Origin of the sequence: Haloferax sp. KTX1 (assembly GCF_902410085.1) — an archaeon.
GTDB classification, from domain to species: domain Archaea; phylum Halobacteriota; class Halobacteria; order Halobacteriales; family Haloferacaceae; genus Haloferax; species Haloferax massiliensis.
Map to the genome: position 1 here is coordinate 1 of NZ_CABPRH010000298.1, position 406 is coordinate 406.

The 406-nt window shown below is 67.2% G+C and carries 1 protein-coding gene; it reads left to right on the forward strand.

From position 1 onward, the window contains the following. Positions 1 to 39: 39 nt before the first annotated feature. On the forward strand, positions 40 to 406 hold a 367-nt coding region (locus tag FY251_RS21930; protein ID WP_369333711.1), incomplete at its 3' end, for an HAD family hydrolase.

A 406-nucleotide genomic window follows, 5' to 3' on the forward strand; every position in this document is an offset into this window, starting at 1 on the left:
CCCCCACAGTTCAAGTGAGCTTGCACTAACCACACAGATGTGGCACTCTCGTTCGACCTGTTCGGGACGCTCGTAGCGGCAGACCGGCCGTCAGAGCCGTGGGACGCCATTGCGGAGACGCTTTCGGCCCAGTCGGTTCGGGTGCCGGACGACTGGGAGGACGCCTATCGCTCGGCCCACCGCGAGTACGACCGCGGCCGGGAAGCGCCGCTGGACGAACACGTTCGACTGGCGCTTGCCAGCCGCGGAGTCGAGGTTGCCGAGGAGACGGCGACCGAGGTCGTCCTCGATGCCTTCGACAGCCCGGTGACGGTCCGCGAGGGAGCCATCGAAGCGCTGGACGCCGCAGCACAGCGTGGCCCGGTCGCTGTCTGTTCGAACTGCAGTGTCCCTGGATTGGTCGAGC